The organism is Streptomyces sp. NPDC055254 (assembly GCF_053606025.1).
In genome coordinates this window covers 369,697-395,554 of the sequence record NZ_JBSGQV010000001.1, presented here as the reverse complement: position 1 = coordinate 395,554, position 25,858 = coordinate 369,697, and the positions used below count along the sequence as shown (strand labels likewise).

At 67.1% G+C, this 25,858-nt stretch carries 27 protein-coding genes, 1 tRNA gene and 1 pseudogene; 21 read left to right on the top strand and 8 right to left on the bottom strand.

All coding sequences use genetic code 11. The features are described from left to right. Positions 1-809 precede the first annotated feature (809 nt). Together ACWFQ8_RS01720 and ACWFQ8_RS01715 are read right to left on the bottom strand one after the other, a co-directional pair. Positions 810-1,427 (bottom strand): hypothetical protein, encoded by a 618-nt coding sequence (locus ACWFQ8_RS01720; protein ID WP_453784189.1) that lies wholly within the window; start codon positions 1,425-1,427, stop codon positions 810-812. A gap of 48 nt (positions 1,428-1,475) precedes the next feature. Beyond that, a complete protein-coding gene (locus ACWFQ8_RS01715; protein WP_453784188.1) occupies positions 1,476-2,321 on the bottom strand; it encodes an NYN domain-containing protein in 846 nt (281 codons plus the stop codon). Between the two features lie 228 nt (positions 2,322-2,549). On the opposite strand from ACWFQ8_RS01715, the gene ACWFQ8_RS01710 reads away from it, so the two are divergent. Further along, a complete protein-coding gene (locus tag ACWFQ8_RS01710; protein WP_453784187.1) occupies positions 2,550-2,936 on the top strand; it encodes a hypothetical protein in 387 nt (128 codons plus the stop codon). A 27-nt stretch (positions 2,937-2,963) separates the two neighbouring features. Here ACWFQ8_RS01710 and ACWFQ8_RS01705 read toward each other — a convergent pair whose 3' ends face one another. Beyond that, a complete protein-coding gene (locus ACWFQ8_RS01705; RefSeq protein ID WP_453784186.1) occupies positions 2,964-4,052 on the bottom strand; it encodes a hypothetical protein in 1,089 nt (362 codons plus the stop codon). Positions 4,053-5,009: 957 nt separating this feature from the next. Between ACWFQ8_RS01705 and ACWFQ8_RS01700 the strand changes: the two genes are divergently transcribed. Continuing rightward, complete coding sequence (locus ACWFQ8_RS01700) at positions 5,010-5,735, top strand: hypothetical protein (RefSeq protein WP_453784185.1); 726 nt, start codon at positions 5,010-5,012, stop codon at positions 5,733-5,735. A gap of 516 nt (positions 5,736-6,251) precedes the next feature. Here the strand turns inward: ACWFQ8_RS01700 and ACWFQ8_RS01695 are convergent. After that, positions 6,252-6,878, bottom strand: coding sequence for a hypothetical protein (locus ACWFQ8_RS01695; RefSeq protein WP_453784184.1), 627 nt, complete (start codon positions 6,876-6,878; stop codon positions 6,252-6,254). Between the two features lie 53 nt (positions 6,879-6,931). Continuing rightward, a complete protein-coding gene (locus ACWFQ8_RS01690; RefSeq protein WP_453784183.1) occupies positions 6,932-8,230 on the bottom strand; it encodes a hypothetical protein in 1,299 nt (432 codons plus the stop codon). A 243-nt stretch (positions 8,231-8,473) separates the two neighbouring features. Between ACWFQ8_RS01690 and ACWFQ8_RS01685 the strand changes: the two genes are divergently transcribed. Both ACWFQ8_RS01685 and ACWFQ8_RS01680 read left to right on the top strand, forming a co-directional pair. Beyond that, a complete protein-coding gene (locus ACWFQ8_RS01685) occupies positions 8,474-8,911 on the top strand; it encodes a GntR family transcriptional regulator (protein ID WP_453784182.1) in 438 nt (145 codons plus the stop codon). Between the two features lie 21 nt (positions 8,912-8,932). Further along, a complete protein-coding gene (locus tag ACWFQ8_RS01680) occupies positions 8,933-9,502 on the top strand; it encodes an HD domain-containing protein (protein WP_453784181.1) in 570 nt (189 codons plus the stop codon). Here ACWFQ8_RS01680 and ACWFQ8_RS01675 read toward each other — a convergent pair. Both ACWFQ8_RS01675 and ACWFQ8_RS01670 read right to left on the bottom strand, forming a co-directional pair. Beyond that, a complete protein-coding gene (locus ACWFQ8_RS01675) occupies positions 9,495-9,965 on the bottom strand; it encodes an NUDIX domain-containing protein (RefSeq protein WP_453784180.1) in 471 nt (156 codons plus the stop codon). The two genes, ACWFQ8_RS01680 and ACWFQ8_RS01675, sit on opposite strands and share 8 nt — an antisense overlap. After that, a complete protein-coding gene (locus ACWFQ8_RS01670; RefSeq protein WP_453784179.1) occupies positions 9,962-10,651 on the bottom strand; it encodes an XRE family transcriptional regulator in 690 nt (229 codons plus the stop codon). The genes ACWFQ8_RS01675 and ACWFQ8_RS01670 overlap by 4 nt, the downstream gene beginning before the upstream one ends. A 572-nt stretch (positions 10,652-11,223) precedes the next feature. Between ACWFQ8_RS01670 and ACWFQ8_RS01665 the strand changes: the two genes are divergently transcribed. The 16 genes and pseudogenes from ACWFQ8_RS01665 to ACWFQ8_RS01590 all read left to right on the top strand — a co-directional run bounded on the left by ACWFQ8_RS01665 (position 11,224) and on the right by ACWFQ8_RS01590 (position 23,401). Beyond that, positions 11,224-11,544, top strand: a complete 321-nt coding sequence (locus tag ACWFQ8_RS01665; protein WP_453784178.1) for a hypothetical protein — start codon at positions 11,224-11,226, stop codon at positions 11,542-11,544. Then, complete coding sequence (locus tag ACWFQ8_RS01660) at positions 11,541-12,185, top strand: GGDEF domain-containing protein (protein WP_453784177.1); 645 nt, start codon at positions 11,541-11,543, stop codon at positions 12,183-12,185. Before ACWFQ8_RS01665 ends, ACWFQ8_RS01660 begins: the two co-directional genes overlap by 4 nt. Beyond that, positions 12,185-13,282, top strand: coding sequence for a conjugal transfer protein (locus ACWFQ8_RS01655; RefSeq protein WP_453784176.1), 1,098 nt, complete (start codon positions 12,185-12,187; stop codon positions 13,280-13,282). The genes ACWFQ8_RS01660 and ACWFQ8_RS01655 overlap by 1 nt, the downstream gene beginning before the upstream one ends. Then, positions 13,282-13,626 (top strand): RRQRL motif-containing zinc-binding protein, encoded by a 345-nt coding sequence (locus ACWFQ8_RS01650; protein ID WP_453784290.1) that lies wholly within the window; start codon positions 13,282-13,284, stop codon positions 13,624-13,626. Before ACWFQ8_RS01655 ends, ACWFQ8_RS01650 begins: the two co-directional genes overlap by 1 nt. 70 nt (positions 13,627-13,696) lie before the next feature. Then, the gene (locus tag ACWFQ8_RS01645) at positions 13,697-15,856 is read left to right on the top strand and encodes a cell division protein FtsK (protein ID WP_453784175.1); all 2,160 of its coding nucleotides are present in this window, start codon (positions 13,697-13,699) and stop codon (positions 15,854-15,856) included. 140 nt (positions 15,857-15,996) lie between these two features. Next, complete coding sequence (locus ACWFQ8_RS01640) at positions 15,997-16,278, top strand: hypothetical protein (protein ID WP_453784174.1); 282 nt, start codon at positions 15,997-15,999, stop codon at positions 16,276-16,278. A 3-nt stretch (positions 16,279-16,281) separates the two neighbouring features. Continuing rightward, positions 16,282-16,482, top strand: coding sequence for a hypothetical protein (locus ACWFQ8_RS01635; protein ID WP_453784173.1), 201 nt, complete (start codon positions 16,282-16,284; stop codon positions 16,480-16,482). Continuing rightward, entirely contained in the window at positions 16,479-17,078 is a 600-nt protein-coding gene (locus tag ACWFQ8_RS01630; RefSeq protein WP_453784172.1) for a hypothetical protein, read from the top strand. The genes ACWFQ8_RS01635 and ACWFQ8_RS01630 overlap by 4 nt, the downstream gene beginning before the upstream one ends. Before the next feature lie 16 nt (positions 17,079-17,094). Continuing rightward, complete coding sequence (locus ACWFQ8_RS01625) at positions 17,095-17,250, top strand: hypothetical protein (protein ID WP_356867155.1); 156 nt, start codon at positions 17,095-17,097, stop codon at positions 17,248-17,250. A gap of 5 nt (positions 17,251-17,255) precedes the next feature. Continuing rightward, a complete protein-coding gene (locus tag ACWFQ8_RS01620) occupies positions 17,256-17,762 on the top strand; it encodes a hypothetical protein (protein ID WP_453784171.1) in 507 nt (168 codons plus the stop codon). A 12-nt stretch (positions 17,763-17,774) separates the two neighbouring features. Next, positions 17,775-18,065, top strand: coding sequence for a hypothetical protein (locus tag ACWFQ8_RS01615; protein ID WP_453784170.1), 291 nt, complete (start codon positions 17,775-17,777; stop codon positions 18,063-18,065). Between the two features lie 86 nt (positions 18,066-18,151). Further along, on the top strand, positions 18,152-18,859 hold the full coding sequence (locus tag ACWFQ8_RS01610) for a class I SAM-dependent methyltransferase (RefSeq protein WP_453784169.1): 708 nt from the start codon (positions 18,152-18,154) through the stop codon (positions 18,857-18,859). Beyond that, entirely contained in the window at positions 18,856-19,770 is a 915-nt protein-coding gene (locus ACWFQ8_RS01605) for a bifunctional DNA primase/polymerase (RefSeq protein ID WP_453784168.1), read from the top strand. Before ACWFQ8_RS01610 ends, ACWFQ8_RS01605 begins: the two co-directional genes overlap by 4 nt. 130 nt (positions 19,771-19,900) lie before the next feature. After that, on the top strand, positions 19,901-21,448 hold the full coding sequence (locus tag ACWFQ8_RS01600) for a YfjI family protein (RefSeq protein ID WP_453784167.1): 1,548 nt from the start codon (positions 19,901-19,903) through the stop codon (positions 21,446-21,448). Between the two features lie 289 nt (positions 21,449-21,737). After that, positions 21,738-21,935, top strand: a pseudogene (locus ACWFQ8_RS01595) (helix-turn-helix transcriptional regulator); the annotation flags it as partial. After that, positions 21,932-23,401: a tyrosine-type recombinase/integrase gene (locus ACWFQ8_RS01590; protein WP_453784166.1), complete on the top strand. Its 1,470-nt coding sequence runs from the start codon at positions 21,932-21,934 to the stop codon at positions 23,399-23,401. The pseudogene ACWFQ8_RS01595 and the gene ACWFQ8_RS01590, both read left to right, overlap by 4 nt. 972 nt (positions 23,402-24,373) lie before the next feature. Here the strand turns inward: ACWFQ8_RS01590 and ACWFQ8_RS01585 are convergent. Then, positions 24,374-24,445 (bottom strand) — tRNA-Arg (locus ACWFQ8_RS01585). A 52-nt stretch (positions 24,446-24,497) separates the two neighbouring features. Between ACWFQ8_RS01585 and ACWFQ8_RS01580 the strand changes: the two genes are divergently transcribed. Then, a complete protein-coding gene (locus ACWFQ8_RS01580) occupies positions 24,498-25,022 on the top strand; it encodes a response regulator (protein ID WP_453784289.1) in 525 nt (174 codons plus the stop codon). Positions 25,023-25,858: the final 836 nt, after the last annotated feature.

Genomic DNA, 25,858 nt, shown 5'->3' with positions numbered 1-25,858 from the left:
TCCGCCCCGCTGAGACTCTGCTGATGCCGGGCCTGGTGGAGCTGGTCACGCAGGGCTTGGAGCTCTCCGTGGGTGATGGGCCGTGTTCGGCTTCGGCGCCTTCCGCCGCCGGGAGCGGGGCGGGCCCGTGCGCGCCGCCACGCTGCCGGGATGAACGCCGCCACACGCTTCTCCTCGATCTGGACTCGTTTTTCGCCCGGGCCGAAGAGCGCGGCGCCTCGATGGACGCGCGGGCGGCCGACGCCGTCCTCGACCTGCTCGCGCTGAGCCAGGCCCGCCGCCGGACCGGCCTGCCCGAACCCACCGAGGAGCTGGCCAAGGAACTGCCGCACACCCTCCTTCCGCTGTACGTGAGCGCAGCAGCGGACGAGTTGCCTGGCTACGTGAACGAGCTCGAAGCCATTCGGCTCGCGGCACCCCTCGACCACCGCATGCCGCGGATCCGGAAGAGGAGGAGCCGGAGCTGTTCGCCGATCTGCACGCCGCCTTCGACGAGGCCGCGGCAGACTGGCCCGGCGGCGGGCCGGCCCTGCTCACCGCAGTCGCCGGCGGGGACCCGTACACATCCGCCTTCCTGGCGCAGCACCTCTCTCGACACCCCGACCGCGCCGCCGCCGAACGGGCCCGGCGAGCCTGGCGGACCTTCCGCACAAGCGGTATGGCTCGCTCCCCGCACCCGACGAAGCCCGCCAAGCGCGCAGACGGGGAACGAGAGCGGCGCTGACCGACCCCCGGCCACCCGGCAGCTGCCCCCACCGGCGTACGCGCACCGGCACCCGGGGCGGCTACCAGGACGGGGCGCGGGAGGATCAGCCGACCGACTGCCATTCTTGACAGCGCGAGGTCTTGAATATCTCGCCCTTCCGCAGGGTCACCCGGCCCGGGCCGTCGAGATTGTTGTTGGTGATGATGGAGTCGAACTCTCCACTCGAGTCCTTTGCCCGCTCCCAGTAGCAGCTGAAGGACCCGGCCGGGCCATCCGTCTTGTACGTACCGGGCTTGATGTCCTCGCCGACGAGGTATTCGCCACTGCCGGCGAAGCGAGAAGCGGGCCCCTCTTCCTCGGAGGGCTCGGGGGCGGCGGTGGTCGTTTCCGTGACCACCACGGTCGGTGCGGGCTGCGCCGTCGGCGTGGCCGTGACGGTTTTCGTGGCCGTCACGGTCACGGTCACCGTCGGCTGCGCTGCTGCGGTGCTTTCTTCCTTCCCGTCGGTTCGCTCGTCGGCGTCGGCTCCCGTGGCGATGCCCGACGCGAAGACTCCTCCTACGAAAAGTGCGACGGCAGCGGTCGCACCGTGGGTGAGCCAAGTCCTGCGGCGCGCGGCGCGGTCGTCGGGGTTGACCGGCGCTATAGGGGCCCAGCCGCCGTTGGCGGTATCGGAGACGGTGGCCTCATCGGGCGCGGGCTCGTCGGGCGGGGTGGTCATCGTCTTCCTCCAGCGGGCGGTGGATGGACTGATTGCGACTTGGTGGAGTCATCGGAGGCGCCGTACCCCTCCCGAAGCGGGAGGCACCCGCGGGTTGAAGACCCAGATGCCGCCGCACATCGTGGCGCCGAGTACGCGGCTCTCGGTACGTAGCCACGGATTGGCCGCCTGGAACGGGGCGAAGTTGTCATTGGTGACGACGATCCCGTCGGCCTCGTTGGCCGGCTCGATCACCAGCGCGTCACCGCGTCCTTGCGTTCCTGCCGGAGGATGCACCACGGTTCTGGCATCGATGGCGGCCTGTACGGCTTCCCGTTCGTCCGTCAGGACATCATGACGCAGCGTCGCGTCGACGACCACGTAAACATCCCAACCGGGGAATCGCCGCTTCAACGCCGCGATTCCCTCCAAGAGCGTCGCGAAGCTTGGCCGGCCTCCTCCCTGCCGCCGGGGGCTCGATATCCATGCGAGATTCGAGCCGTCGACGACGAGCGGACGGAGAGATTCAAGTGCTTCCGGGCGGAGACCCCTCAGGGGTGAAGTCGTGGGGGCGGCTACGGCCGCCGGCGCGGGCCGCCGCCGACCGGCAGCGGCACCGCCATCGAGTGACAGCAACGCCTCAAGTTCCCTTTGAACCTCGGGGGAAGTACCCGCGACACCGAAGCCGGATACGGTCTCGTCCATTACGGTCTTACCGGTCCTGACGAGTGTCGCCCGAACCTCCAGGAGGCCCTCCTCCGTGTAGACGTAGTCGAGTTCGAAGGTGCCGTCCTCCTTCGAGCAGGGTCTGTCATGGGGCCCGAGGGCGGAGACCAGGCGGACCCCCGCGTCCTGGTCAACGCCGTGCAGGGGCGGGAGCTCCCCGTCGCCGTCTCCTATGTCGGCTCCGTCCACCGGAACCGCGGCCGGAGGCTGGTCCCTTCTTCGGCTGCCAGCTCTACGCGGCGATGCGGCCGGCGGAAGCGGTCGGGCTGCGGGAGCAGGACTGCTTCCTGCCCGAGACCGGCTGGGGCGCTCGCGCTGCAGGAGACGCTGCCTGTCTCCGGCAAGAAGTGGACGGACTCGGGGAAGCGCCACGACAAGCGGGGGCTCAAGTCGCGAGAGGCCAAGGCCGACCGGCCGGTGCCCATTCCACCCCTCCTGGTGGCGATGCTCCGCGACCACGTCGAGGAGTTCGGCACGGCCGGCGACGGCAGGCTCTTCGCCAACGAGTGTGGGGGCGTGCTCGGCACCTCCAGCTACTGGAGGGTCTGGCAGGAGGCGGGACCTTTGGCGCTCCCTCCGGACGAGGCAGCGGCACCGCTCGCGCGCAGGCCGTACGACCTGCGGCACACCTGCATCACCAACTGGCTGAACGCGGGCGTGCCCGTCGCCGAGGTGGCCCGCCGCGCCGGCAACTCCCCGGAGGTCATTCACCGGCGGTACGAGGGATGCATCGATGGCCATGAGGAGCTGAACAACGCGAAGATCGCGAAGGCGATGGGGTGGTCCGACAACGGGGATGAGTAGCCCGCCGCACGGTGAAAGACGGCGCCTTCAGCCCGTGGTCAACCAGGAAACGAGAGCTGAAAGTGTCGGGACAATCTCGGTGCCGATTTTGGTCGGCATGTGCGCTGTTCGCAGAACGTGGCACGCGTGACGTTCGGTGACGACCAAGTCGCAGTACGGGACCGCAGTGCTAAGGGCATCAATGTCAAAGATGTCGTTGGGATCCCACTTTTTATCGCGATTGCGGTGAGCTGCGGTGGCCAGGGTGACATGGACGTCGGCGCTAGGCATGACGTCCACGAATTGCCGGGCGGCTTCTCTGTTCGGGAGGATGTCCGCCATCGTGACGCCACGGGCGGCCAGTGCTTCGTTCAGGAGATCCAACACTTCGATGGCCATGTAGCGACCCGACACCACGTCTCTTAGGCGTCCGATTCGCCATCGGGGCTCTGCGTCGAGATGGGCGCTGAGCTGACGCTCTTGTTCGACACGCTTCTGAGCGCCGGCCTTTGCCGCCGATGAGTCCCACCCGGTTGCGGCCAGTGCATCCGCCTCGGCATCAGAGGGGCCCTGCAAGACTTCGCGCTCAAGTCGCCTGTCTGCCTCGGCGAACATCTCGTCGAACGCGCTGGTACCTCCTGGCCACTGTGCGCGGGTGGCTTCGGTGACATCCTCGCCATCTGAAGAGCGAATTCGTAGACCGCCGCGCCGCCCGAAGGCCGGGCCGACACCGTGATTGAGCAGCGGCAGCGCTTCGAAGCGCGGCGGCGCATGCCGGACGACGGAGTCCAGGGCGGCCTCGATTTCGTAGCGCATGATGATCACGCGATCGATGATGGTGGTGAACCCCGACAGCTCCTCCATCACCGCAGCGATGTCTGCGCGTTGGCGTGGATCGCGGATGGCGGACATCTCCATGTAATGCGTCGCCGAAAGGGGGAAGACCGCAGCGCCCGAAGTGGCAGCCTCTCGTACGACAGAGAGGGCGTCCCCGTGCTGATCCCCACTGGGATGTCCTGTTGCGGCCTTGGCCAGACTGATCCAGTGGTTCAAGTCCAGGTAGACGATCCGGAGGTCGGGCTGGGGTCTGCACAGGAGGCCGGGCCACGCGTACTTGTGTGCTCGCTTCTCCGCCATGGGCGCCATCGTCCCAACCAGATCGTCTGAGCGCCGCCGAATAAGCGTTCAGATCCTCGATCGTCGAGGCGGCTAGACCCCCACCTACCTGCCGAGTGGCCTCACACGCCGCTCACACGGGACCCGTGCGTGACAACGACAAAGGCCCGGACTCAGTGGGACTGAGTTCGGGCCTTCATGTTTGGCACTTCAGCTGGTCAGCGACACTTGCACACTGCCAGCTGGAGTGCCCCCGGCAGGATTCGAACCTGCGCACACGGCTCCGGAGGGCACGCCCAATCAGGGCGGGAAACCTGCGCTGAGCTGGGGCGTTGGTGTGGGGCAGCTTTGTCGGAAGCTGACTTCTATCGCATACCCTGCATGGCCTGTCGTCTGGCGCATGTCTTCAGTCGGCCAGCGTGTGCCGGTCGCTCGGATCCCGCCTACATCTCTGGCGTGCCTGGCGACCGGACAGGCCGGCTCAGAAGGCCGTCCGACGGCGGGCTGGGCCGGACCGGGAACGCGCCGGGGGCGCGCCTGCCCTGGGCCGCCCGCTGCGAAGCTGTGGTCGAAAGCGAACCGGCGCAACTCGCTCTGCAGGTTTGTCCACGACCGGGCGGAACAGGAGTTGGCTGCGCTGAAGGACGTTCCATCCCGCACGTGACCGGGGCGTGCCGCAACGGCCTGCACAGCTATGGTCGATCCCGTACGCAGAGACGTCGCACGACAGGTCGATGGACTGATGTGGAATCCGGGTGGCGGCGGTCCGGACGGTGGCACCGTTCGAGCGCCCGTACATCCCAGCCGGTCGGCAACGGGCCCATGGCCGTCCGGCCATTGAGTGGGCACACCTGCGGCTGACCTGCTGTCGTTTGCGGTCTTCTCAGCTCGGAGCCTGTCCGTCATGCTTGACGACAGGCGCCGAGCCGGATTGCCGTTTGCTTTGGGTACAGGCAGTAGCGGGGGGAAGAGCGAGTCGTGTCACTCGATGTTGCGATCAACCTAGTCGCCTCGTTCATAGCCTTTCTGGTCGGATGGATGACGCGCAATCTCCTCGCTTACTACCGGAGCAGTCGTCCTGTAGCTCGCCTGTGGCGGGTCAACCGTCAAGCGCCTGTGACCGCTGTGGTCGGTGACTCCCGCGACGACAAAGTGCTGTGGGAGGCGGATGCTCTTGCGGCGATGAATGTGCGCCTCAGCCTTGCACGCGAACTCAAGATCCATTCGATCGAGACAGTCAGGTCATCCACCTTCAGCATGGCTGCCCACGCAGAGGACAACGTAGTTGTCATCGGTGGGCCTGCGATGAACCAGACATGGAAGACTTACGTGAACAGGTTGGACCTTCCGTATGAATTCCGGATAGTGGGTGAGCATTACCGGATCGTGGCCCGAGATGGAGGCGAATCCTTCGGCGGGGCCAGGGATCCTGAGGCGGGAACAAAGGCGGATTCCGCCTTGGTGATCTTTGCCTGGAACCCCTTCGAGCCGTCTAGCAGGCTGATCATGATGGCGGGATGTGGCTACCTTGCCACTCTGGCCGCACCTGCCGTCTTCTCTCCTGAGTACGCCAGAAAGCTCGCCCGGCGGTTCGATATGTCCAAGCCCCTGGCGTTGATCCTCTCGGTGGAAGACGTGAACGGCTACGTAGCCAAGCCCAAGATCGTTGCTTGGGAGCATTTCGCCCAGCCGGTCGGCGGCTGAGCCGCTGCCCCGCTCGCCGGCTCTCCGAGGGGCGTGCGCCCCTGGCCCCCTTCAGGCTCCTCGTTCACCTGTGCTGTCTACGCCGCTAGGGTTCGGCGGCAGTCTCCCCAGCCCCGTAGGGGCACCCACTGAGGCGGAGATCAAGACGGACGACCGGAAGGGCGACATCCCTCGGGGGCGCCGCCCTTCCGGCCCGCGTGGCCGGGCAGTCAGAAGCCGTGACCAGAATCGAACCGGCGTAACTCGCTTTGCAGGTTTGTTCAGGTCAGGGAGAGGCTGATGCAGATGCGTTCAAGGACGTTCGTCCCCGTGCGTGGCCAACGATCACCAGAACTTCATGGACGGCCTTGCACGCCCGCGTACGGGGACGAACGAGACGGGAACTGAGACGGCCGGCCCCACCAGAGGTCTCCGCAGTCGATGCGCCCACAGGGTCAGTTTCAGGCGCGACGGGACCGGCCGTAGTAGCCAGAGTGAGGCCGCGCATGTGGATCATCACCGTGGAGACCCGGGCCTTCAATCCTCCTTCGCGAGTTGACGGGCGATCTTGTCAGCAGCTCCCTTGATTCCTTGGAGGGCTCTGTTGATCTCCTTCGCACGAGATTCGAGGGACCTCGACGAAGTCACGCGCGTCTCCCCTTTCATCAATTCAATGTCCAGGTGGTACGAATCCTTGTACTTGAATTTCCCGTCCGATGACTCATAGTCGATCGTGACGGTGACCTGATCTGGGACGTTCTCTGAGTTGATGAATTGATCGTCGGGTCCGGGCGTTCCTGCAAAATAGATGTTTTTGTACTCAGTTCCTGGCGTAAGGGTTGGGATTAGCTGCGCATAGCGATCCTTAAGGAAGGGGATGAGGCTGCGGGCGGACTTTTCTGGGGTTGGGTCGGGGATTTCTGGCGAGAAAGTCACCTTTACGTTCCGGGCTACAGATGGTCCGTTGTTTCGGATTACCAGATAGAGGGTGGCTTCGGCGGGATAAGCGTCACGAAGCTCGGCGGTGACCATGGGGCGACTGCGGTTGATGCTGTCGGTGCGAGTCTGCCTCAGGGTGCGGACTCCATTGACGGCGGCAAACCATGCTGCCCCTGCTCCGGCCGTTGCAGCCCCGGCTGCTAGCCAGGCTGGTCCGTTGGACATTCCTACTCACCGTCTCTCGTAGCTTCTCGAGTTAAGAGATGAAGCGCCATCCCTCAAATGCTCGCCCCATTTTTGATGATGATCTGCTCCGCCGTGAATCGCATCAAGGGGATCTCTTGTGCGAGTTCGGCGTCGTGAGCGAATGGGGCGTACTTGGGGAGTGATCCTTCCTTTGCGTGCACCAAAGCGTTTCTTACTTTGTAGATACGCCTAGCGATCAGCTTCTTTACTTCTCCTCTGTCAGATGGGCGCAGATCCAACTTGCTCGCACCGGCGAAGGGGACTCCGTTAGTCTTGTAGTGCTGCACTATTCCGCTATCCCAGGCATCAAGGTCCGAAATTAGACGATCAACGTCTACAAACTTCTCCAGTACGAGCTCCAAAGCACGTTGTTCGTTCACCCCGTCTTCTCGGACCTGCCGATGAGCTCGGTCAATGGTCTTAATGATTTTTTCGATGTCTTTCGATCGTCGCACTGAGAAGCTCGGATCTGTGATGCTGACCCTGACCTGATCCACTAGGTCAGCATTGAAAACCTTGTCGAAATAGTGCTCGGCGATGTGGTAGTAGGACAGGTATTCAAGGAGGGGCATTTCCGCAGCCACTCCCATAAGGTAATGGCTGACGAGATCGGTATCGTAAGACTGGCGAGGCGCGTCGAAGGTGGATTCTTGGGCTCGCCTGACTTTCTTAATTCGAGGTGTGCTTAGGTGTGGGTCGAGGCCGATCCGTGCAGATGTATCGAGGTTGTATGCGGCCTGGAACAGGAATCCATGAGCCAGCGACTCGAAGTCATTCCTCGTCCTATTTGATGTGATCTGCAGTGTGGTCACTCGCAGGACTACGGATGTGAGTTTAAGGAGGGACCTTTCCGTCGGGTTCTCGTCGTCTGCTAGGCGTACTCGAAGGTTGCGTGCACGCTGACGCAGCATTACCCAACGTCTACTTCTTGCGAACTCCTTGCGTTGCGCAATCCAACATAGTAGGTACACGGTAGCCGCACTGGAAGGCTGTCCGACGAGATAGGTGATTGGCGATTCACCCTCATTTGCGATTGGCTTATCTTCTAGGAGCATCTCGAAATCCCCGTGGAGATTGAGCGGGGTCAAGTGGAATTCGGCGCTATCGGTCCACTGGATCGAGTTTTCGTCGACGTGTACGGCGTCTTGCAGTTTGATGAGGATCTCGTCTATTTCCTCGTTCGTCACGCGCCCGCTGATATTGTTAAATCGGCTTTCGTTTTCGTCTACCTTGATCCCGTCGGGAGTTTCTTTGACATTTTGAAATAGAATTTGAAGTCCTGTTAATATATTTTCGCGGCTGAAAATGGGGGTCAGCTCTGGCGTAGTCACAGTCGTCCTCCAGTGTCGAAACGATGGCGATCATTTTGGCAGGATGGGTGGTCGAAGGTATGGGTTTTAGGAACTCTCGCCCGGTGCCAGCGCGGGTGTCCCCTACCCCTGCGACCGGCGGGAGGTTGGGGTTGGTGAGTGCTGAGGTTCCGTGCCGTGGTCTGAAGTACCTGCGGCTTGTGGTTCTGCTTCCCGTGGGAAGCTTGAGGGGTTGTACTCAACCGGCTGCTGAAGGAGCTATGCGTGCCTGGAACCAGCCCGCGCGGAACGTATCTAGTGGTCTCAGAAGCTCTCCGTGCGCGCATCGCTGAGGGGGCTTACGCTCGCGGGCTGCCATCAGAGGCAGAGATTGGGCTGGAGTTCAGCGTGGCGCGTACGACTGTGCGGCGAGCCCTGCGCGTTCTGGAAGCGGCGGGGGAGATCGTTGCTACCCCCGGGGTCGGGTGGCAGGTGGCGGCGGAGGGGCGTCTGGCTCCATATGAGCGGATCATGGCGGACCTCCAAGAGCGGATGCGGGAAGGGGGGCTCCCTGCCGGCGCTCGGCTTCCGAGCGAAGCGGAGCTAGCGGATACCTACGGCGTAGCTCGGGGGACCGTGCGTCGGGCCGTACGTGAACTGGAAACGGCTGGGTATGTCGAAGCACGGCAGGGTGTTGGGCGCTTCGTCAGCCCGCGCTCTTGAGTCGAGATGGCCTCGGAGGGCATGCACGTGAAGCTGGCTAAGTGGGCGTACGATCTTGCCGAATCACTTCTCGCGGAGAGCCTTCCGGACCGGTGGGCTCACTCGCAGCGGGTGTACTCCCAAGCCTTGACGCTGGTGCCAGCACTGGGTGTCGATGCCGAGCTGCTGGCCGCGGCCGCCATCGCACACGACGTCGGCTACGCCAGGGATGCTGTGGACACGGGCCAGCACATGATCGATGGTGCCCGGTACCTTCGTGATGTCGTCGGAGCCGACCCCCGGCTGTGCAGCATCGTCGCCTTCCACACGTCTTCCCCGTGGGAGGCAGCAGAGCTGGGGCTGTCGGATGCCCTCGGCGAGTTCGGGCCCGCAGAACCTGAATTGGTGGACGCGATCACCTTTTGCGACCTGACTAGCAGCCCTACTGGGGAGCTGGTTGATCCCACCCGGCGGCTGGTGGAGGTGCTGGACCGCTACGGGCCCGAACATGTTGTGTTCCGAGCTGTCTCTGCCGCTCGGCCCGAGCTACTGAATCGCGTCGAGCGCGTGCTTCAGCGTCGGGCCGAGGCGGTGCAGGAGAGGGTCAGTTGATTCGGGGGACTGGTGAGCTGCGGAAGCCCTCTTCGAGACGCAGCCTTGTCGTAGGCGACATGTCGAGTGCATCCACTTCGGCCCGCGGCACCCATCGGACCTCGAACGACTCTGAGCTGACCTTGATGGCACCGCCAATGGGGCGGGCACGGAAGCAGAGCGAGAACTCCTGGCGGACCTCGCCGTCCGAGAACGCGATCACGTGCCCGGGGTCGGTGAAGATGCCGACCAGGCCGATCACCTCTACCGAGATCCCCGTCTCCTCCAAGACCTCTCGCGCGACCGTCCCGGAGATGTTTTCGCCGATCTCCTGAACGCCTCCGGGCATGCCCCATCGCCCATTGTCTGAGCGGCGTTCCATGAGGATCTCGTCTGCGTCGTTGACCACGAAGGCGGTTACCGCCGGAACGATGCTGTTGGCCTTCGGGGCTGAGGGATCGTTGAAGTAGTCGGTGCGGCTCATGCTTGCCTTTCGATGGAGACTGCCTCGCCCCAGACCTTCTCGAAGCTCTGCTGGTAGGTGGATACGAGTTCGGCCCCGGCCACCTTCCTCAGGTGGAGTACCGGGGCCATCGGGGCGCTGACCCCGTAGACCTGGGTGTTCACCAGCCACTCATCGTCGGACCGGTACAGCGAGTTGTGCAGGGTGGACCGGTGCAGGCGGAACTCGACTCCAGAGACGCCGTAGAGCGGACGGTAGAGCTTCAGTACTTCTCGAACCTTGTACGCGACGCCTTCCCCGATCTCTTCCTCTTCACCGCGGCGCTGGATCTCTGGGCTCTCCGGATCGCCGAGGAGTATCCGGGCGCGGACACCGGAGGACGCCTTCAGCTTGAGCAGCTGTGTCCAGCGCGGGTTCTCTGCCAGGAACACGCCGGCGTGAACCAGGATGCCGATCTCTCGCTGTGCTCTGCCGAAGAGCTGTAGCCAGAGGTCCGCCGGGACATAGGACCGGTGCGGGTAGACCTTGAGGACTTCGGCGTCAGCCGCATCCTTGCGCTGCCCGTCGGGCAGCCCGTCGGGCCAGAGGTAGGCCTCGTCTTCACGCAGGTGGGCCGCGATGGTGAGCCGGTGTCGGCGGTATGGCGCGCGCCCCTGCGTAATCCATCGTTCGACGGTCTTTGGGTCAACCCCAACGTGCTCTGCCATGGCGTCCACCGTGATGCCGTTCGACAGCATGGCGGACCGTAAGCGCGCGTTTGCCATCCTCACCCCCAGGGACGTCCAGGGACGTAGTCGCCCCCACGGAACGCTACCGAGGACGTCCCAAGTCGTCCAGGGACATGGTGACTTCGTCCCCGCCTCTGGCGGCACTCTGATGGCACATCACAGCGGCGCGGAAATCACGAAGGGCTTGACAGCCCGGACCGAGCGGGCCAATGTGAGATACATGTTCAAGCGTGTATCGCTTAGTCGGTACAGCTTCTTCCGTACGTCAGCGCCCGGAAGTGCCCGTCTTCGGACGGCTGCGAAGGAAGCGCCTGTCTGTTGAGAACTGAACAGCGTGCCGGTCCAGCCACATGCACACGTGTGGTCGATGGGCCGAGTGATCGGAGGGCCTCGCCCTCCGTGTTGCTCCGATGGTCGTAGGCCAGGTTCGACTCCTGGCCGGAGCACGGGCCCCCTCTGCTGGGGCTCTGCCTGCAGCTTGCCCGGAGCGGTCGCCTCTCACCACGGACCGAGGCCGCTCCGATTCCCTTCGCTCATCAGGAGAGATCCACATGCGTTCGTACATCGGTAGCCACCAGATCGTGAACCCCGCCGAGTTCGAGGAGCTGGCGCTCGGCTTCGACGAACTGCCCATCGGACTGGACCGCGACCTGTTCCGCGGCCCGCTCACCCCGGAGACCGCCCAGGAGCGAGCGGCCCGTGAGGCGGTGGCCCGTGAGGTCATCGCCGAGCTGGCCGAGCTGGGCGAGGGTGGCGACGAGATCGCCGCGTGGGACGCGCTTTACGCCGACGCGCTGACCCGCACGGTCCCCTTCCTGCGGGGCGCTGCCCGTGACGCCAGCCGTTCCGCCCGGACGGGGGAAGCGGCATGAGTCACACTGTGACAGCCCTGGCCGCAGCGCTGCCGCTCGTGTCCGGCTGGTCGGTCCACAGTCTGTGGATGCGGCGCCGGATCGAAACCGCCCGCCGCGACCCGCTGACTGGCCTGTGGACGCGGGACCCGTTCGAGGAGCGGGCCCGCAAGAGCCTGTCCCACAAGTGCCAACGGGCCGTTCTCGTCTTGGACCTCAACCGGTTCAAGGAGATCAACGACACCCTCGGCCACGCGGCCGGAGACGCGGTCATCCGCGCAACCGGGCAGCGCCTGGGCCGGTGGGCCGAGGAACACGCCGGCGTCGCCGGACGCCTGGGCGGAGACGAGTTCGCCGCGATCATCCCCGGCTACGGCATCGACCAGCTGCGCGTGGACCTGTTCATGCTGACCGGACGACTGGACCAGCCCGTGCCGTTCGACGGCCACCCGATCGAGGTGCACACCTCGATCGGCGCCGCCTACTACCGCACCGGCACCGGGGAGCTGTCCACCCTGCTGCGCCGCGCTGATGAGCAGATGTACAGGGCCAAGCAGCGCGGCGGAGGCTGGCGCATCGCGCACCGGCTGACCGTCCCTGCGATGAGCACGGTCAACGGCCGCCGTGACGGCCGCCGCGGCACCAGCGGGGAGGCGGCGTGATGGCGACCCGCAAGGCACTGAGCAAGGCCCAGAAGATCGTGTTGACGGCCGCGTTCGTGCCCATGCTCGCTACCGGTGTCGCCGGTGGGGTGGGGACGTTCAGCAACATCAGCCGCGCCTACGGCTCGGGGACGGCGCTGGGCGCGGTGGCGGCCGGTGAGGGCGCGACCGCCGTTCTGGCGCTGGTGCTGCTCGGGCTGACGATGCTGGGCCAGTCCTCCCCGGGGATCATCCGGGTGGCTTTGTGGGCCCTGCCGGCCGCCGCGTCGGTGATGGCCGCGATGGCCGCCGATGACCCGGGCCGCACCGTGATCTACGCCGTGACCCCGATGGGCATGTGCGTGTCGGCCGAGGGCATGGCGTTCCTCGCCCGGCGGATCGTGGTCCACCAGGACGGCCGCGACATCGAGGCGGAAGCGAAGGCTGCCGCTGTGGTGCGAGCCCTGGCCTACCACCGGGCCCGCGCGGCGAACCACCCGCAGGCATGGGTGCGGAAGTCGTCCGACCGGACGTCGTGGAAGCTGGCCCGCAAGGTCGGGCTGGGGGACGCGTCGTTGGGTGCGCGACTCCTGGATGTCCAGCGCGACCGGCTCACCAGCGGTGCGGACGCCGCCCTGGCCCACATGTTCACCGCCTCCGCAAACCAGCATGAAACGGCAGAGATCACCGTAAATCGGTTGGGGTCTGACCTGCACGAGTCGGCCCCCGAGGCCCCGCCCGTGACCGCCGAACTTGTGGCCCCTGAGTCGGCCGACCCGGTACCGGTCATCGAGCCGGTGAAGCTGTCCGAGTCGGTTCCGGTAGTCGAGCCGGTCGCGCTTCCACAGTCGGCTTCGGTGAAGTCGGTTGCGGCTGTGGAGTCGGCTCCGCGTCGGGCGACAGGTCGGGTACCGAAGTCGGCCCGCACGCCCCGACCGACGCGCGATTCGGATGAGCTGCTGGACGAGGCGAGGTCGGTCACGGCCAACTGGTCCGATGGCGAGCTGACCGCCGAGGCGATCCGTAAGGCGGTCCGTACGTCGTCCGCCAACGGCCGTCTGCTGCGCGACACGCTCAAGGCCGAGCGTGCCGCCGCGGCTGAAGCGCCGGCCGCGTGATGGCCGGGCACGGCATACCCGTCTACTCCTGGCGGCTGGCTCCGGACGGGCTTGCCACGCGCCGTCAGCTCCGTGCGGCTGGCCTGCGCCCCGGCGGACAGGACGTCGTGGCCCAGCTGGAGCGACCCCGATACCGGCGGGAGTCTCTGACTGCCTACCTGTACCGCGTCGACCTGGCCAAGCCGGTCCGGCCGATGACCCCAGGCAAGGCCGCCGCGCTCGTCAAGGCGAACGCCGCCCGCCGGACCTGCCCTGAGTGCCGCACGGATGCGGGCTACGTCATCCCGACCTCGCTCGGTATGTGCCTGCCCTGCGCCTACCCCGAAGACCAGCGCGCTGCCTGACCTGCACGGGCCCGAACACCTCGCTGTCCGGGCCCTTCCACCCCACTCGATACGTAGGGAGCAGACCACCGTGTCTGACGTCCACGCCACCGGCCAGAACGAAGAGCCCGAGCGTCCCGGCGCCGAGGTCTTCGACATCACCACCAAGCGCCCCACCAACCCGACCCCCGCCCCGGCCGCGCCGCCGGCCGACCCGGACGACGACGAGGACGAGTCGCCCCGGCCGCGCCCGGTCGACTCGCCCGACCTGCCGTCCCCGGGCGTCACCACCTACAAGCGGCTGCCGATCATTCCGACCTGGCTGAAGTCGAAGCCGGGGTTCGTCTCCACCACCCAGCGCGCCGCGAGCAACGCGTTCTATGCCACGGCCTTCCACGGCATCCGCACCCCCTGGTACGCGCTCCAGCTCGGCATGCTCGCCCCGCGCGGCATGGCCCGGCTGGCGCGGGACACGAACCGGTGGGTGTGGGACGCCGAGGCTGCCCCGCTGCGGGCGTATGAGGTCTACAAGGAGAACACCGCCGAGTACCTGAAGCTGTCGCGGCAGCGGGACAGCCGGGTGCGGCTGCGGACGCTGGTCACGGTGGTGGCGCTCATCTTCGGTACCGGCTTTGCGCTGACCATGTACGTCATGGCCCCCGGCTGGCTCGCGGTCCTGGCCTCGGCAGCAGTCCTCACCGCCGGTTTCTGGGGCGCCCCGCAGGACCAGCCGGTGATCGGGCCGGCCGTGCTGAAGACGGAACTCCAGAAGCTGACCGGGATGCTCGTGCTCCGTGCGCTGGACAACATCGGCAACGCGAAGCTGTCGGCCGCCATCAAGAAGGGCGGCGACATGAACGGGCTGCGGTTCACCTCGGAGATCACCCGGGACGGGCCCGGCTACCGCGCCGACCTGGACCTTCCCTGGGGTGTCACCCCCGAGGACATCATGGAGGCCCGCAAGCCGCTCGCCTCCGGCCTGCGCCGCAAGGTCGGCTCCGTCTGGCCATCCGCCGACCCGACCGAACACGAAGGCCGACTGATCCTGTGGGTGGGCGACAAGCCCATGAACGAGACCAAGAAGCCCGCGTGGCCGCTGCTGAAGTCGGGCAGCGTGGACCTGTTCAAGCCGGTCGTCTTCGGCAACGACCAGCGCATGGGCGACGTCGCCGTGACCCTGATGTTCGCCTCTGTGGTCGTCGGCTCCATCCCGCGCATGGGCAAGACGTTCCTGATGCGCCTGTTCCTGCTCATCGCCGCTCTCGACCCGCGAGCCCAGCTGTACGCGTTCGACTTCAAGGGCACCGGCGACTTCGGAGCGCTGGAACCGGTCTGCCACCGCTACCGGGCCGGGGATGAGGACGAGGACATCCTCTATGTCCTCGAATCGCTGCGGGAACTGCGGGCCGAGCTGCGCCGCCGGGCGAAGGTCATCAAGTCCCTGCCCCGCTCGCGCTGCCCGGAGTCGAAGGTGACCCCGGACCTGGCCAACGACAAGAGCCTGGGTCTGCACCCGATCGTGGCCGCGTTCGATGAGTGCCAGGTCCCCTTCGAGCACGACAAGTACGGCTCAGAGATCGAAGAGATCTGCACCGACCTCGGCAAGCGCGGTCCGGCCCTCGGCATGGTGACCCTGTTCGGAACTCAGCGCCCGGATGCGAAGTCGCTGCCCACCGGCATCTCCGCGAACGCGGTGCTGCGGTTCTGCCTGAAGGTCATGGGCCAGCCCGCCAACGACATGGTGCTGGGCACCTCGATGTACAAGGCGGGGTACCGGGCCACGATGTTCTCCCGCACCGACCGCGGCATCTGCTGGATGGCCGGTGAAGGCGACGACCCGCGCATCGTCGCGTCCGCGTTCGTGGACGCGCTCGGCGCCGAACAGGTCGTCGTGCGGGCCCGCCGGATGCGCGAGGAGTACGGCAACGTCACCGGCCACGCCATCGGCCAGGAACCCGAGAGCGGCGAAGCCGCCTTCGACCTGCTCGCCGACATCCTCAAGGTCGTGCCGGCCGATGAGGAGAAGGTCTGGAACGAGAAGGTCGCCGCCCGCCTCGCCGCCCTGCGCCCCGAGGTCTACAGCGGCTGGAAGGCCGAGACGGTCACCACGAACCTCAAGCCGCACGGCATCACCGCCCAGGACGTCTGGGGCTCCACCGCCTCTGGCAAGGGCACCACCCGACGCGGTATCGCCCGCGCCGACCTCGCCGCCGCCATCACCCAGCGTGATGGAAAGCGGTCCGGAAGCTGACGCGCACTGCTGCTAGACCTAGCGGCCATCGCTGCTAGGTCTAGCACCCCCGCTAGCAGCCCAAACCGGTTCTCATCAGCGATCTGGCACCTAGCAGCCGACCTGCGAAAACACCGGAACCCCCGCCCGGAAGGCATCCCATGGCCCTCACCCTCCTTGCTAGCGCCTGCCTACTCATCGTCACCCTCGGTTACATCAGTCTGTGTGCGTCCAGCCCGTTCGGCACCTGCCGCAAGTGCCGTGGCTTCGGCTACGCGATGAAGACCGACCGCAAGGGCCGCCTCAAGCGCGGCAAGCACTGCCGCCGCTGCGACGGCCACGGCAAGCGCATCCGCATCGGCCGCCACCTCTACAACCTCTGGCTGCACCTCTACCGCGACGCCACCCCCACCCCGCGCAAGACGTTCGCCCCGAAGGGATAACCCATGGCCATCACCCTCTCGCTCGTCGCCCTGTTCGGGCTGGTCCTGTTCTTCCTCCTGCGCTCCAAGACCCTCGGCTACGGCTCCGCGTTCGTCGCCATGATGTTCGGCTTCTTCCTCGCCTCCACCGGCGCCTCCGGCCCCATCAACGAACTCACCACCGCGATCATCAAGGCCGTCTCGGACCTGGGGAGCCAGGGATGAACGACCCCATCACCTACCGGCACTGGGCCATCGACCTCGCCCCCAAAGCAGCCCCCGCGCTGGCCACCACGACCGTGCTCATCCTCGGCCGGATCTGGAACGCCAACGGCGCCGAACACTCCGCCGGAAACGCGGCACTCATGGTCGTCCTCGCCACCGGAGCCGCGACGGCCGGCGCTTTCGCCTCCGGCGGCCGATCCGGTGACAGCGTGATCGCCGGAACCGCGTTCGCCGCATCCGGCGGACTGGCCCTGGCCGGCGTCGCCGGATACGCCGATGGTCTCTCCCTCCCGCTCCTGCTGTGGGCGCTGGCCACCGCCGTCGCCTACGGGCTCGCTGCCCGCTACTGGCGCACCGACAGGCGAGAGACCACCGCGTACGAGCGGCAGACCCTCGGCCGCCGCGAGGACCACGCGCACGTGGAACGGGTCGAAGCGCTGCGCGCCGGAGCTCAGATCGAGGTAGCCCGCTCCGGCGCGGCCTACGCCGAGCAGCTCGCCAACGCCCTCATCACCCGCGCCACCCTCCCCGGCTTCAACCCGCAGGCCATCACGGACGCGGGACTGCCCGAACTCCCCGCCAAGCACGACCACTGACCGAAGGAGCACACACATGGACATCGACCCCCACGAGGTCGTGAGCGTCGAACTGGACTGGGACCTCCTTGACCAGCCCTACACCCGACGAGTCACCCGCCTTCAGCTGGGCGAACTCCTGCTTCAGCTGGACGACATGGCCGACCAGACGGAAGCCGAAGAGGAGAACTGACACCAATGTTCGAGATCCGCGTCATCTGCGCCCCGACCGAAGCCCCCGAGATCACCAAGGCCCTGTCCGAGACGTTCGCGACCAGCGCGGTCCGCCAGCACCCCGCCCGCGACGGGGAGCGCGTCCGCCTCTACGTCACCGCCGAGCAGCAGCCCAGCCACTGGCCGACGCCGTCATCGGCGTACGCCACCGCGCCGAGCATCATCAGCGAAATCGGGTGGACCTTCCGAGGTGCCCGGGACTGCCTGCACGGCATCGCCGTCCGCGAGTTCTGGCTCCGCAAGGCCGCACTCCTGGACCGCATCGCCGTCACCGACAACGACCCCGCGGGCGGCGACGCCGCCACCCTCGCCGTCGAAGCGGCCCGGCGCCTCATGGACATCGACCACGCCGCCGGCCTCGGCCCGTCCGGCTACGCGAACGGCCCCTACACCCCGGACCACCCGGACAGCATCCGCGAGCCCCGCGGCTACGTCCGCCAGGAATACGCCCTCTGGATCCGCCACCACTGAGGAGAGATCGCCATGAGCTCCAGCCCCGCCCTGAGCACCACGCAGCACCCCACGATGCACACGCAGGTCGACGGTCTCAGCTACCGGCCCGAGCGGAGCAGCGTGATCGCGGCCCTGTCCCACATCCGCAGCGCCCGCAAGAGCCCCAAGAACGTTGACGCGGTCAACGTCTACGCGTTCACCAGCCGGGACGGCATCCCGCTGCACGTGGTCTACATCCACCACACCACCGGGCGCTGGCACGGCGTGAACGACGTCATCGACGTCTACGAGATCCCCACCGCCGCGCTCACCGACCTCTAGCTGTGCCCGGGGCGGTCGCCTCTCACCACAAGACCGCGACCGCCCCGGCTTCTCCGTCCCTTCGCAGAAACAGGAGAACCCCCAGCATGACGCACCCCACCCCGATCCGGCGATCCCGCCTGCGGGTACTCGACGCGTACTCGTGCATCGGTGGCGCGGCCCGTGGATACCAGTACCTCGGCTGGCACGTCACCGGCGTGGACATCAACCCGCAGCCCGACTACTGCGGCGACGTCTTCCACCAGGGCGACGCCATCGAGTTCATCCGCGAGCACGGCCACGAGTTCGACTTCATCCACACCTCCCCGCCCTGCCAGGGCGAAGGGGCGCCGACCAAGGGCACGAACGCCGCCCGCAACGCCCGCACCGGCCGCTGGCACCCCAGGCTCATCGCCCCCACCCGCGCCGCTCTGGACATCGTGGGCAGGCCTTACGTGATCGAGAACGTGGCCGGCTCGGAGGTCCGGAAAGACCTGCGGCTGTGCGGTGAACAGTTCGGCCTGGCCGTGTTGATGCACCGCTACTTCGAACTCGGCGGCTGGTCCACGGTGCAGCCGGCGCACCCCGCGCACCGGGGCAGGGTCCGCGGCTGGCGACACGGCAAGTACTTCGACGGCCCCTACGTCGCGGCCTACGGCAAGGGGGGCGGTAAAGCCACCGTCGCTGAGATCCGAGAGGCCAAGGGCATCGACTGGTCCCACGACCACCTTGCCCTGCGCGAGGCTCTGCCGCCCGCGTACACGCGGTGGATCGGCGCCGCGTTCCTGACCCGCAGCGAGGAGGCAGCGGCATGAACACGAACCTTCTGAACGCCGCCCTCGCCGCGGCTGAACGCGGCTGGCCCGTCTTCCCGCTCCGCGCGGGTGACAAGCGACCCGCCGGACACCCCGAACGCAACTGCCCCCGCACCAGCCGCTGCACGGACGGCCACCGCACCCCCGAACAGCGCGCCACCCTCGACTCCGGGCAGATCACGGCGTGCTGGCAGGCGGCCCCCTACAACGTCGGCATCGCCACCGGCCCCGCCGGACTCCTGGTCGTAGACCTCGACATCCCCAAGGAAGACGACGGACCCGCGCCCGAAGACTGGGCGGGGGCGACCGATGGCCTGGACGTGTTCGCCATGATCTGCGAGCGGGCCGGTGAGCGGCTGCCGACCGAGACGTTCACGGTGCGTACCCGCCGTGGCGGACAGCACCTGTACTTCACTGCCCCCGCCGAAAAGCGGCTACGTGGGAGCGCAGGTCGGTTGGGGTGGAAGGTCGACACGCGAGCCTGGGGCGGGTACGTGGTCGCGGCCGGCAGCACCGTGGGCACCGGGGTCTACGAGATCATTCACGACGCGCCTGCGGTCCCCCTCCCCACGTGGCTCGGTGACCTGCTCACCCCACCGCCCGCACCCGCCCCGATCCCCGTGGCCGTTCTCCGCGCCCGCATCGGCAAGGCGGACCAGTACGCGACGGCCGCCCTGAACGGCGAGGTCGCCAAGGTGGCCGCCGCTGTCACCGGCGCCCAGAACACGACGCTCTACAACGCGGCCTACGCCCTCGGCCGCCTCATCGCCGCAGGCACCCTCACCGAGACGGAGGTGACCGACGCGCTCACCGCCGCCGCGCCGAAGGGGCTCGCGCCCTCCCGGGTCGCAGCGAGCATCCGCGACGGCATCCGTCGCTCACTCCGCAACGCGAGCGGAGACGCCGCATGACCACCACTGACAACCCGAGCTCCGCCGGACGACACCAGGCCCGGGACGGCAGTAGCGCGCCGAAGGTCGTCGGCCGCCAGGCCGTCCTTTCAGCCCTTCGTAGTGGCCCGCAGGAAGGCAGGACCGCAGCATGACCGCACAGCCCACCGACGCCGACCTCTGGGCCGGGTTCGACGCCCTCGCCACCGAGGAGGTGACCGGACCGGTCTGGGACGAACCCGTCCCGCTCACAGGCCGCCGGGACCTCCCCACCTTCCCCGTGGACACACTCCCGCCGTGGTTGTCCGCCATGGTCGCCGCCGTCGCCGAGGAAACCCAGACCCCCGCCGACCTCGCCGGATGCCTGGCCCTGGCAGTCATCGCCACGGCTGCCGGCGGACGGGCCACCGTCTGCGTCCGCGGCCGGTGGCGCGAGCCGGTCAACCTCTACACCGCAGTGGCCCTGGACCCCGGCAACCGCAAGAGCGCCGTGTTCTCCCTGATGACCGAGCCGCTCATGGCCGTGGAGAAGGCACTCGTGGAACTCTCCGGCCCCGCCCGCGCGGAGGCCGAGACCACCGCGCGCCTTGCCAAGGCCGCCGCCGACAAAGCAGCGGCCAAGGCTGCGAACGCCGAGCCGGGACTGCGAGACCAGCTCACCGCTGAAGCCGTCGCCCTCGCCCAGGCCGCCGAGGAAATCAAGGTCCCCTGCAAACCCCAGCTCGTCGCGGACGACGTGACGCCGGAGAACCTGGCCACCCTGCTCACTGAGCAGGAAGGCCGGATTTCCGTCCTCTCCCCGGAGGGCGGAATCTTCGAAATCATCTCGGGCCGCTACAGCGGAGCACCCAACATGGAGATCTTCCTCAAGGGCCACGCAGGGGACATGGTGAGGGTCAACCGGCAGGGTCGCGAGGCCCAGCACGTCGAACACCCCGCCGTCACGATGGGCCTCGCCGTTCAGCCCGAAGTTCTCGAATCCATCGGGCAGATCAAAGGGGCCGATGGCCGCGGACTGCTGGCCCGGTTCCTGTACGCGCAGCCCGAATCGCTGGTCGGCCGCCGCAACCTCACCCCGGAGCTCATCCCGGACGACGTGGCCGACACCTACACCCGCCAGCTCGGCGGTCTGGCCATGGCCCTGAACGGCTGGACCGACCCGGCGGTACTCACCCTCACCCCCGAGGCCGACGCGGTCATGCTCGCCTACCAAAAGGTCACCGAATCCCGGATCGGGAAAGGCGGCTCGCTCTCAGCCATTGTGAAGTGGGCCAGCAAGAGGGATGGAGCCGTCGCCCGCCTTGCCGGGCTGCTCCACTTGGCCACCTACCCCGACAGCGGGTGGACCCGCCCCATCGAGGCCGCCACGCTGGCCGACGCCACCAGGCTCGGGGACTACTTCACCGCCCACGCTCAGCACGTCTTCGACGCCATGGGCGCGGACCCGGCACAGGAAGCAGCCCGTCGGCTCCTCACCCACATCGGCGACGCCCGGGTGAGCGGTTTCACCAAACGGGATCTGTTCCGCCAGCTCTCCCGCGGGGACTTCCCCGCCATGGCCGACCTTGACCCGGCCTTGGCCCTGCTGGAGGAGCACGGCTGGCTCCGTCAGCAGCCCCCGCCCCCGCGCTCGGGGCGCGGTGGCCGACCGCCCTCTCCGAAGTACGACGCGCACCCGCGCCTCGCTCGCGGCGCCTGACACAACCCCACCGGACTGCCACAACTGACAGAACCCCCGATCTGTCCCGCTGACCTGCATGAACGGGCCCCACGGTCACCGTGACAGAACCTCCGGAAACTCCGACAGAACCCCACCCGTCGGCCGTGCCAGAACCCGCCGCCGGAGGTTCTGTCGGAGTTTCCGCGAGTTCTGTCAGAGCCGCCCTCAGCCCTGAACCCGCAGGTCAACGTGCTCTCACCGAGGTTCTGTCAGTTGTGTCAGCGGTCCCGGGGTTGTTGCTCCCCAATCCACACCTTCCCGAAGGAGTCTCGCCGTGGCCAAGCCCCGCGACGAAATGCTGACCATCCCGCAGGTGGTCGAAGAGATCGGTGTTCCGCGAGCCACGTTCTATCGCTGGCGGCAGTGCAAGAAGGGCCCCAAGGCCATCAAGCTCCCGAATGGCTCCGTGCGTATCCGCCGTTCCGAGCTGGTCCGTTGGCTGGAGACGCGGGAGGAATCCGCGTGACGAACAACGCCGATTCCGGGTCCGAGCAGAACAACGGCTTGGACCCGGAAGGGTTTTCCCTCGATGTCCGTCTGTGGAATGTGACCAAGGCGCAGAGCAAGACCCGCCCGTATCAGCTCCGTTGGATCGTCGGGGGGAAGGTCAGTAGTAAGACGTTCGCCACCGTGGCGCTTGCGGGGAGCCGCCGGTCCGAGTTGTGGTTGGCAATGAAGCGCGGCGAGGCCTTCCGCATCAAGGACGGCCTTCCTGAGTCGGAAGTCCGCGCCGCCGCGCAGGCCGCAGAACCCGCGGATGCTCGCGAGGAACTTTCCTGGTTCACGTTCTGCCGTGAGTACCTGGCCATGCGCTGGCCCACGGCTGCTGCCAAGACGCGCGAGGGCATTGCGGATGGTCTCGCTGCGGTGACCCTGGCCATGGTGGAGCAGAACAAGCAGATGCCCGAGGTGGAGGAGCTGCGTCTCGCTCTTCGCTGGGCCGTTGTCCCGGCAAACGCCGATCGGGAGCCGCCGGCCGAACTCGAAGATGCCTATCAGTGGCTTTCGAAGAAGTCGCTGCTCGTTTCTGCCCTGGAAGATCCGAAGATCCTGCGAGACGTCCAGTACCGGCTTTCGTTCAAGCTGGACGGGACGCCTGCGGCGGGAGAGACATCCCGCCGCAGGCGCCGTGCCTTAAACACCGCCGTGGAGTACGCGATCGAGCGCAAGCTCCTGGTCGAGAACCCTCTCGCCGGACTCAAGAAGGTGAAGATCTCTTCATCGGATCGCGTCGACCCCCGTGTTCTCGTGAACAAGATCCAGGCAGCCCAATTGCTTGCCGCGGTCTCCTACGTTGGGACGTGGGACCGCAAGAAGGGGCGCCGTCTGGTGGCGTTTTACGCGGTGATGTACTTCGCGGCGCTCCGCCCGAGCGAGGCCGTAGGGCTGCGAAAGTCCGACTGCTACCTCCCCGAGAAAGGGTGGGGGACGCTCACCCTTCACGACACTCACCCCGTATCGGGCAAGCAGTGGACGGACAGCGGGGAGCGGCACGACAAGCGCGGCCTGAAGTCCCGGGAGGCCAAGGACGACCGGCCAGTCCCGATCCCGCCGCCCCTGGTGGCGATACTCCGAGCCCACCTCAAGGAGTTCGGCACGGCCAAGGACGGCCGGCTCTTCACGAACGAGCGGCTCGGACTTGTCGGGAGCAGTACGTACTGGCGGGTCTGGAAGGACGCCCGGGGGTACGCGCTCCCGCCGGATCTCCAGGCATCCATCCTCGGCGGGCGGCCGTACGACCTTCGGCATACCTGCATCACAACGTGGCTGAACGCTGGAGTCCCCGTGGCCGAGGTCGCCCGCCGCGTTGGCAATTCGCCCGAGGTGATCCACCGCGTCTACGAGGGGTGCATCTACGGCCAGGAGGAAGCCATGAACAGGAAAATTGAAGCGGAGCTCAACTGGCCCACGCAACACGGCCGCGAGGGCTGACCGGGTCCTGCTGGGTTGGTCAGGCCGAGCTCAGGAATCGAGCTCGGCCGGCCCCGTACCCCTGCCCGGAGAGGCCTCGTCGTCAGCCGGGACTGGTCTGTGCCGGGGCTCTTCAGGAAGGCGTGGTACCGCAAACGTAGGATGCACTCGGGTACCAATTTGACGGTCCGTCGCTGTTGACCGCCCGCACCCTGAAGCACTTGTACGTGCCTGGCGTGACATGCCAATTGTCCACGGTGTCATTCGGTCCTGTCCTGCGTGAAGAGATTCCGTCAGTGATTTCGAAACCTGTTTCGTTGTCCGAGTGGTCGCTCCACGACAGAAGAAATGTGTTGTTGGCCGTAGCGGTGACCCGCAAGCCAAACGGCGCATCGGGAACGGCCTTGGCGTTTGCCGATCCAGATGAAACGACGGAAGACGCAAGGACTGCGGCCGCTAGCACCGCAAGATTGGCTGACAGTTTCTTAGAGAAGTGCACAGCTCTCACCTCGGATCTCATCTCGGACTGAGAGGTGTCGAGTTCAGCGGTGACCCAAGGGGGCCGGATTCGGCTTGCGCGGTGGATATGAGTCAGCTGCTTGGCCGCTGATGGCTCGGTTCAAGTTCTGCTTGCCATGCTCGAAGGCTCGCGCGCCAACCGGCATCTTCAGGACAGCACACGACCAACAGCGGTGCACTTTGAAGGGGCGGAAGGGGGTGCCGGGCGTAGCTTCGAGTCACCCCGACCGAGCGGGCTGGCGCAATCTGACTGCGGTCGAGCCGGTCGGGACTGGGCTGGAGCTTCGGTTGCTTCGTTCCGCAGACGGACGGTGCTTCCCTCTTCGGAGGCCCGGTCCCCAGCAGCTCTAGCGCAGGTCTATCGCGATCAGTGCGCAACAACGACAAAGACCTGGACTCAGTGGGACTGGGTCCAGGTCTTCATGCTTGGCACTCTTGCTGGTCAGCGGGTGTTTCACGCTGGTCCGGCTGGAGTGCCCCCGGCAGGATTCGAACCTGCGCACACGGCTCCGGAGGCCGTTGCTCTATCCCCTGAGCTACGGGGGCGCGTCGCCTGTGTTGCGGCGACGGGTTGAACACTACCAGCTTCGTCGGGGTGATCAGGAACCCGTTTGCGGGGGGAGGGAGGGCGGGTCGCCCGGACGGGGTGGAAGTGGCGAAAACCCGGACGCGGGGGGTTCGGCGGACCTACTCTCGAGTTGTGCCAGGCGCCTCGGGCCGGGTGCTTGTTGTCGACGACAACAAGGTCATCCGGCAGCTGATCAAGGTCAATCTCGAGCTGGAGGGTTTCGAGGTCGTGACCGCGAACGATGGTGTCGAGTGCCTGGACATCGTGCATCGCGTGCGTCCCGATGTCATCACCCTTGACGTGGTCATGCCCCGGCTGGACGGGTTCGGGGCCGCCGCGCAGTTGCGGGCCGATCCGCGGACGCGGCACCTGCCCGTCGCCATCGTCAGTGCCTGTACGCACCACGAGGTGGAGGCCGGGATCGTGGCCGGGGTGGATGCCTTCGTCGCCAAGCCCTTCGAGCCCGCCGAGCTGGTGCAGGTCGTGCGGCGGCTGGCCGAGCGCAAGGATCGGCGCGAGCGGAAGGGGACCCCCGCCGGGCGGGGGAGGGGCTGAGGGTGGTCCCGTCCCCTGCTGGATTCCGTCCCGGTTGAGCCCCTCTCGCCCTGTCGCCCTGTCCGGCGCCGCGCATCGCCAGCCGGCGGCCGAACGTATGAGCGCACGAGTGGCCTGACCGCCGACCGGCCGACCCGCGCGAGCGCCTGACCGCTTGGCCCTCATCCGGCCGCTCGACCGCCCGAGCGCCGAGTGCCCGAGCGCCGAGTGCCCGAGCGCCGAGTGCCCTACCGCCCGAGCATCCACCGCCCGACCGCCATACCGCCCGACCGCCCGACCAAGTGCCGAGTGCCCTACGCCCGAGCATCCGACCGCCCGAGTGCCGACTGGAACACCTTCCTGGGTCGTCCTTGCGGATCTTGCCGGTGCCCCTGCCCCCGCATCGGCCGTTGTGCGTCGTGCCAGTCCGCGGGGTTGAGCGCCCTGTACATCCAGACATCCAGCCCCTGCCCGTTGACGATTGGTGATCGGGCGGCCGATGGCTGGGGCGGCCCGCCCCGCCACCGCCTCCGGCCCTGGCTCTGAGCTCGGCCCCGGCCCCCCGGCCCCCGGGCCCACGGGCCCTCGGCCCCCATCCCCTGCCCGTTTGGCGATTGGGCATCGGGCGGCCGGTGGCTGGGGGGGGCCACTGCCTCAGTCTCCGGCCATGGGCTCTGGGCCCGGCTCTGGCTCCGGCTCCGGTACTGGCTCCGGCCCCTGCCCCCCGGGCCGCTGGCCCCCCGGCCCCGGCTCGGTTGACGATTGGTGATCGGGCGGCCGATGGCTGGGGCGGCCCGCCCCCCCCCGCCCCGGCCCCGGCTCTGGGCCCGGCTCCGGGCGTGGCCCTGAACCCGGCC

What these genes read in the sequence shown, in the direction of transcription:
- ACWFQ8_RS01720 (WP_453784189.1), bottom strand. Translation starts at nt 1,427, where the DNA reads ATGACCACCCCGCCCGACGAGCCCGCGCCCGATGAGGCCACCGTCTCC.
- ACWFQ8_RS01705 (WP_453784186.1), bottom strand. Translation starts at nt 4,052, where the DNA reads ATGGCGGAGAAGCGAGCACACAAGTACGCGTGGCCCGGCCTCCTGTGC.
- ACWFQ8_RS01695 (WP_453784184.1), bottom strand. Translation starts at nt 6,878, where the DNA reads ATGTCCAACGGACCAGCCTGGCTAGCAGCCGGGGCTGCAACGGCCGGA.
- ACWFQ8_RS01680 (WP_453784181.1), top strand. Translation starts at nt 8,933, where the DNA reads ATGCACGTGAAGCTGGCTAAGTGGGCGTACGATCTTGCCGAATCACTT.
- ACWFQ8_RS01675 (WP_453784180.1), bottom strand. Translation starts at nt 9,965, where the DNA reads ATGAGCCGCACCGACTACTTCAACGATCCCTCAGCCCCGAAGGCCAAC.
- ACWFQ8_RS01670 (WP_453784179.1), bottom strand. Translation starts at nt 10,651, where the DNA reads ATGGCAGAGCACGTTGGGGTTGACCCAAAGACCGTCGAACGATGGATT.
- ACWFQ8_RS01665 (WP_453784178.1), top strand. Translation starts at nt 11,224, where the DNA reads ATGCGTTCGTACATCGGTAGCCACCAGATCGTGAACCCCGCCGAGTTC.
- ACWFQ8_RS01660 (WP_453784177.1), top strand. Translation starts at nt 11,541, where the DNA reads ATGAGTCACACTGTGACAGCCCTGGCCGCAGCGCTGCCGCTCGTGTCC.
- ACWFQ8_RS01655 (WP_453784176.1), top strand. Translation starts at nt 12,185, where the DNA reads ATGGCGACCCGCAAGGCACTGAGCAAGGCCCAGAAGATCGTGTTGACG.
- ACWFQ8_RS01650 (WP_453784290.1), top strand. Translation starts at nt 13,282, where the DNA reads ATGGCCGGGCACGGCATACCCGTCTACTCCTGGCGGCTGGCTCCGGAC.
- ACWFQ8_RS01640 (WP_453784174.1), top strand. Translation starts at nt 15,997, where the DNA reads ATGGCCCTCACCCTCCTTGCTAGCGCCTGCCTACTCATCGTCACCCTC.
- ACWFQ8_RS01635 (WP_453784173.1), top strand. Translation starts at nt 16,282, where the DNA reads ATGGCCATCACCCTCTCGCTCGTCGCCCTGTTCGGGCTGGTCCTGTTC.
- ACWFQ8_RS01630 (WP_453784172.1), top strand. Translation starts at nt 16,479, where the DNA reads ATGAACGACCCCATCACCTACCGGCACTGGGCCATCGACCTCGCCCCC.
- ACWFQ8_RS01625 (WP_356867155.1), top strand. Translation starts at nt 17,095, where the DNA reads ATGGACATCGACCCCCACGAGGTCGTGAGCGTCGAACTGGACTGGGAC.
- ACWFQ8_RS01620 (WP_453784171.1), top strand. Translation starts at nt 17,256, where the DNA reads ATGTTCGAGATCCGCGTCATCTGCGCCCCGACCGAAGCCCCCGAGATC.
- ACWFQ8_RS01615 (WP_453784170.1), top strand. Translation starts at nt 17,775, where the DNA reads ATGAGCTCCAGCCCCGCCCTGAGCACCACGCAGCACCCCACGATGCAC.
- ACWFQ8_RS01610 (WP_453784169.1), top strand. Translation starts at nt 18,152, where the DNA reads ATGACGCACCCCACCCCGATCCGGCGATCCCGCCTGCGGGTACTCGAC.
- ACWFQ8_RS01605 (WP_453784168.1), top strand. Translation starts at nt 18,856, where the DNA reads ATGAACACGAACCTTCTGAACGCCGCCCTCGCCGCGGCTGAACGCGGC.
- ACWFQ8_RS01600 (WP_453784167.1), top strand. Translation starts at nt 19,901, where the DNA reads ATGACCGCACAGCCCACCGACGCCGACCTCTGGGCCGGGTTCGACGCC.